This window comes from Streptomyces katrae (genome assembly GCF_000966975.1).
In the GTDB taxonomy this organism is placed as follows: Bacteria; Actinomycetota; Actinomycetes; order Streptomycetales; family Streptomycetaceae; genus Streptomyces; species Streptomyces katrae.
Map to the genome: position 1 here is coordinate 1 of NZ_JZWV01001592.1, position 563 is coordinate 563.

Genomic DNA, 563 nt, shown 5'->3' on the forward strand with positions numbered 1-563 from the left:
TCGTCCTGTTCTCCTCCGCCGCCGGGGTCTTCGGCGCGGCGGGCCAGGCCAACTACGCGGCCGCCAACGCCTTCCTCGACGCCCTCGCCCGCCGCCGCCGGACCGCAGGCCTGCCGGCCGTCTCCCTGGCCTGGGGGCTGTGGGCCGAAAGCAGCGGCATCACCGGCGAGTTGACGGACGCCGACCGGAGCCGCATGTCCCGCAGCGGTGTCCTGCCGCTGGCCACCGAGGAGGCCCTCGGTCTCTTCGACGCCGCCACGGCGCACCCGCACAGCGAGGTCGTCCCGGTCCGCCTGGACCAGGCGGCGCTGCGGGCGCAGGCAGCGGCAGGCACCCTGCCGGCCCTGCTCACCTCCCTGGTCCGGATCCCGGCCCGGCGCCCCGCCGCCGGCGGGGCGCCGGACGGGGCCGCCGGGCGGGCCGGCGCGGCGGGAGGGGACCTGACGGCCCGGCTGACCGGGCTCTCCGAGACCGAACGGAGCACCCTGGTCCTGGACCTGGTGTGCGAGCACGTGGCCGCCGTCCTGGGCCTCGCCTCGCCCCGCGCGGTACGTCCCGGCCAG

1 protein-coding gene is annotated in these 563 nt (G+C 78.7%); it reads left to right on the forward strand.

The window, feature by feature from the left end; genetic code table 11:
* Positions 1-563, forward strand: a 563-nt coding sequence (locus tag VR44_RS39470) for a beta-ketoacyl reductase (protein ID WP_045952518.1), incomplete at both ends; no start/stop codon positions are given.